This window comes from Bacteroidales bacterium (assembly GCA_017521245.1).
Classification (GTDB): Bacteria; Bacteroidota; Bacteroidia; order Bacteroidales; family G3-4614; genus Caccoplasma_A.
Window position 1 is genome coordinate 1 of sequence record JAFXDI010000054.1, and the last position, 5061, is coordinate 5061.

The 5061-nt window shown below is 37.6% G+C and carries 2 protein-coding genes; both read left to right on the forward strand.

Annotated features, from left to right (window positions below; translation table 11 throughout):
* Positions 1 to 3825: Ig-like domain-containing protein (locus IKK64_08615; GenBank protein ID MBR4120118.1), on the forward strand; the 3825-nt coding region annotated here is incomplete at its 5' end.
* A 13-nt stretch (positions 3826 to 3838) separates the two neighbouring features.
* The coding region (locus IKK64_08620) for a hypothetical protein (GenBank protein ID MBR4120119.1) at positions 3839 to 5061 on the forward strand (1223 nt) is incomplete at its 3' end.

The following is a 5061-nucleotide window of genomic DNA, read 5'->3' on the forward strand; positions in this document are numbered from 1 at the left end:
ATTCGTTACAAAGTTGTTTCAGGATCAGGAACAATAGCATTAACCACATCAACTGAAGCCGCACCTACAACAGAGGTTGCAGCAACAATAGTATCAAATGCAGAAGCAGAAGATGAGTGGAAAGTTAAAGAGATTAAAGTTGCCTCTCGTGGAGGTTTGAAATTAAACGAACAAACATTAGCTCAACTTGGATTGAGATTTACTAATACAACATCAGATTTCAAAGTGTTGATTGGTGAAATATCTTTAACTCGCGGAACATCAATAGCTCCCGGAGGAATGCCTGCTATTGTAAGTTCAAAAACAATGGCTCGTAACTACAAAGGTGTTGACGTAAAAGTTGTATTTGATATGACAGCACACGATAAAAACTCATCAGGGCGTCAATCATATCAATCAATTTATAACTCAGATGTCAATACATGGTTCTACAAAATCTACACCCAACAAGAGGGAGCAGATACTATATTATGTACGGCAACAACATCGTGGGCAGCATACGTGGTTGGAGCACCTTACGATCTTGAAAAAGGCGGAAGAATTCGAGTAGGAGTAAGTGCAGTATCTTTAGATGGTGAGAGCGAGAGTACAATTAGATGGAGTTCATATATGGATGTGCCAGAAAACCAAACAGTTGAAGGTTTCTCAATAGATAAACCAATCATCAAAGCAGGCGAGAAGTTTACCGTTGCATTTGATGACCCAACACACGCAGCCGCAACATGGGTAATAAAAGCTTCAGATAACGATGCAGTGAAATATTCAACAACAGCAAATAAGTTTACTACATCGTTAAGCGAAGAGGGAATCTATGACCTATATTTGACAATGAATGGAGTAACAGAGATATATCGCGGTAAGATCCAAATTTCACCAGCAGAGGTAGGAGCATTGCCACAAATAAATCAAATAAAGATCAATGGAGAAGAAGTAAATACAGATGAAATTATTTGTTTAGGAACGCCTAAGGAGATAACAATTTCATATACAGGATCAGAATCAACAACAATTGCCCCTTCTCGAGGTTTAGCTCTTTGTGAAAAAGCATTTGGTATCCCAACCGAGCAACTTGGTTTTAATGATTATACTCCATTTACTTTGACATTCTGGATTAATTTTAATAGTTTTAATCATGAACAAGATGGAACTCAATTTTTGAATATACGCTCTGCAGCTGATAGTTGGCCTGCAAGTGACTGGGGTTACATTTGGAGTACGATTACAGTTCAAGATCAAAGAGATGATGCAGGTAACAACAAGTATAACGAAGGAAACTTGATGTTCCATTATCGTAATTCAAACTATGTAGGAGTTCCTGTTCCAACATCAACAGAGTTCGTATTTAAACCTCAAACATGGTATCACGTTGCTATGATTTGTGGTTACGAAAATACAAGAAGAACATTCTCTTTGTATATTAATGGTAAACTTGTAGGAGGAGAGGTTGCTGAGGAAGCATTGTATCCATGGAAATCATCAAACGTAATTATGATTGGTGGACGTGCATTTAATCGTGCTGCAATTGATGGTACTCTTGATGAGGTTCGTTTGTATAAGAAAGCTCTTACAGCTTCTGAGGTTAAAGGGTCAATGCAACATCAATCTTCATCAGTTACCGATTCAGACTTTATCGGATATTGGGACTTTGAAAGTGAAGCACAATCTGATAATACCATGAAGAGTATAGGTTATAATAAGAACCTTGTATCAGGAACTTATGAGATTGAGACAATTTCTCAAGGTAATAACCAATATCAACCACAATCAATCTTGTTTGCACAAGGAGCACCATTTATCTCAGGAACAAATTATCAAATAGAGACGAAACCTATATGGGATATTGATGGTGGTTCTCTTGTCTCGGAATCAGGAGATGGATCTTCTGGAGAAGCTGTGATTGAGTACATTTATGAAGATAAAGGTTTCAATAAAGTATCATTAACATTGGATAATGGTTGGGGTAGTATAACAAAAACAATAAAATTATCATGTTCTTTTGATGGTATTTGGGATGAATATTTAGCGGTGACATCAGCTGACGAAGATATGGGAACTGCTGAAATTATTGAAGGACATACCATAGGAGATTCTAATGATTTTTATGCAGTTATTGGAGCAACCCCAAAAGATGGCTATAAGTTTACAAATTGGACATTAGGTGGTGAGGTAGTATCAACCGATAACCCATATACAATTACTTCAATATCTAATACTGAGTATGTTGCAAACTTTGAAGCTCTACCTCTATATACAATAGGTGTTTCGTCTTCTGATAATACAAAAGGAACAGCAGAATCTTCATCAAATACAAAGTATGAGGGTGAAACTGTTACCCTAACCGCAACCCCAAATGATGGCTATAAATTTACAAACTGGACATTAGGGGGCGAGGTAGTATCAACCGATAACCCATACCAAGCAACTATAACAGCCAATAGCTGGTTTGTTGCAAACTTTGAAGAAGAAGTAAGGTATAAAACAATCGTTCAAACAAATAACGAAGATTGGGGAAGTGTAAACATCAACGGAGAGGACGGTGTAACAGAAAAATGGATATTGGCAGGCAACAGTGTAACCGTCAATGCCATACCTGAGGCAGGATATGAATTTGTAGAGTGGTCAATAGTAATGAGTGGAATGACCTTCCCTGTAGGAGGTGCTTCGGCAAGTTACACCATACCTGAGTTAACAGCTGATATGACACTAAAAGCTACCTTTAGGTTAACTCCTGTTCCTGTAACATCAATAAACCTCAGCGAAAGCACAGTAGAGATACGTCAAGAGAAAGAGCTACAACTAACAGCAACTCTTTTACCTAATAATGCAACAAATAAAGAGGTATTGTGGAGTTCCGAAGATATAGGTATAGCAATTGTAGATCAAAATGGAAATGTAACAGCAGTTAGCGAAGGAACTACTCGAATAATCATATCGGCACAAGATGGCTCAGGGGTAACTGCTGAGTGTGAGGTAACAGTATTGCCTATATTGAAAGGCGACTCAAACGACAACGAAATGGTAACCGTTACCGATGCCGTAAACACCACCAACTATGTAGCAGGTAAAGAGGTATCTGTATTTAACTATAACGCCGCCGATGTTAACAGTGATAGCAATATCACCATAAGTGATGTTTCAGGAACCATAAGCATTGTAATGGCACAACCAATAGAGATGTTATCATTGCAAAGCAGTATAATGAAGAACAGCGTCTCTGATTATCTGTTAACAGACGACTTTGTATTAGAAGGCAACACTCCTCAAGAGGTATCTATAAAAATGGATAACAGCATAAATTATACAGCCTTACAAGCCGATATAACCACAGGCGAAGGATTATCAATATGCGGAATAACATTAGGAGCAAGAGCCGATGCAAGCCATCGTTTGCAAACTTCACAGCTTACATCGTCAACTACCCGTGTAGTAATATACTCACTACAAAACCGCTCATTCAAGAATATTGACGACACATTGATTAATTTGCAAATAGATAGTGAAGAAGGAGCAACTGGAGATATATCTGTAAGCAACATATATGCATCAGACAATCAAGCCCAAGAGTATATATTACAAGCAATAGGCGGAGCAAATATAACCCCTACCTCAATACAAGAAACAGAAAGACAAACAAGTAGCATATATTCTGTAAAAGGAGCTGTTATAATAACAAATTCTGTTAGCAAGAAAGTAAGCATTTACAGCTCAACAGGTATGCTTATAAAAGAACTTTATACACAATCAGAAATAGAGAAGATAGAGTTAAACAAAGGACTTTACATTGTAGTAGTAGGTGAAAAAACAGAAAAAGTAATAGTAGAATAAAAAAATAAAAGAGATGAAAACTTTTTCAAAAATATTAATAGTCCCCATATTGCTTCTTATTGGCGTATCTGGGATAAAGGCTACCGAAAGATTATATATAGAAGAATTCAATATCTCGCCTGGTAATAGTCGTAGTGTAGGAATAGAGTTATCAAACAGTGGAGTATATACAGGCTTTCAGGCAGACATAGAACTGCCCGAAGGCTTAAATCTCACGCTCCAAAATGGCGAAGCCGAAGTAAACTTAAGTAGTAGAGCCGATGCCTCGCATATGTTAGTAAGCAATAGATTAGCTGATGGCACATGGCGTATTGTATGCTTTTCGAGCGAGAATGTTCCTTTTAGCGGAACAGAAGGAGAACTTCTAACTATACGATTGAAAAGTGATGCTCAATTTGCTGGAGGAAGTGTAACCATAAAGAATATACTCTTCACAAATACCAATAATCAAGATGTGGCATTTTTAGAAAATACTACACAAATAGGTATAACCGAAGAGAATAGCCTTTCAACAGAACCCCTTACAATAGAAAACGAGGGTGAATATCCTGTAACAATAAACCTCAAAAACGATACAGAATTCTCCGCTTTTCAGTTTGATATAATACTTCCCGAGGAGTTAAGTGTTGTAGAGAACACATTGGCATTAACATCACGATTAAGTGCAAGCCACAATCTGACACAAACCATAGATGGTAATAAAATCAGAGTATTGGCAATATCAGTTTCTAACGCACCAATAACGGGTAGTAAAGGTGGCATATTAACCTTTAACGTAAAGGCTGAAAAAAATATAGTAGCGCAAGGTGAGATGAAGCTCCAAAACATACTCTTCTCAACCGCAAACGCCAATGAGTATATACTTGAAAATAGCACCGTTGCCGTAAGTATAAATGTGCCGTTAACTCTATACACCATAAGCGTATCATCGTCAGATGAGAGTATGGGATCAACCACAGCCTCAGAAACAGAGGTTGAAGAGGGTGCAACTGTTACCCTGACAGCGACACCAAAAGATGGCTATAAATTTACAAACTGGACATTAGGTGGTGAGGTAGTATCAACCGATAACCCATACCAAGCAACTATAACAGCCAATAGCGAGTTTGTTGCAAACTTTGAAGCATTACCAACAAGTGGAAAGTTTGAAGCAGTAAATAGTGATGGAGTTACAATTTGGTATAATATAACCTCATACAACACAGCAGAGGTAACATATAAGGGAAGTAGTTATGA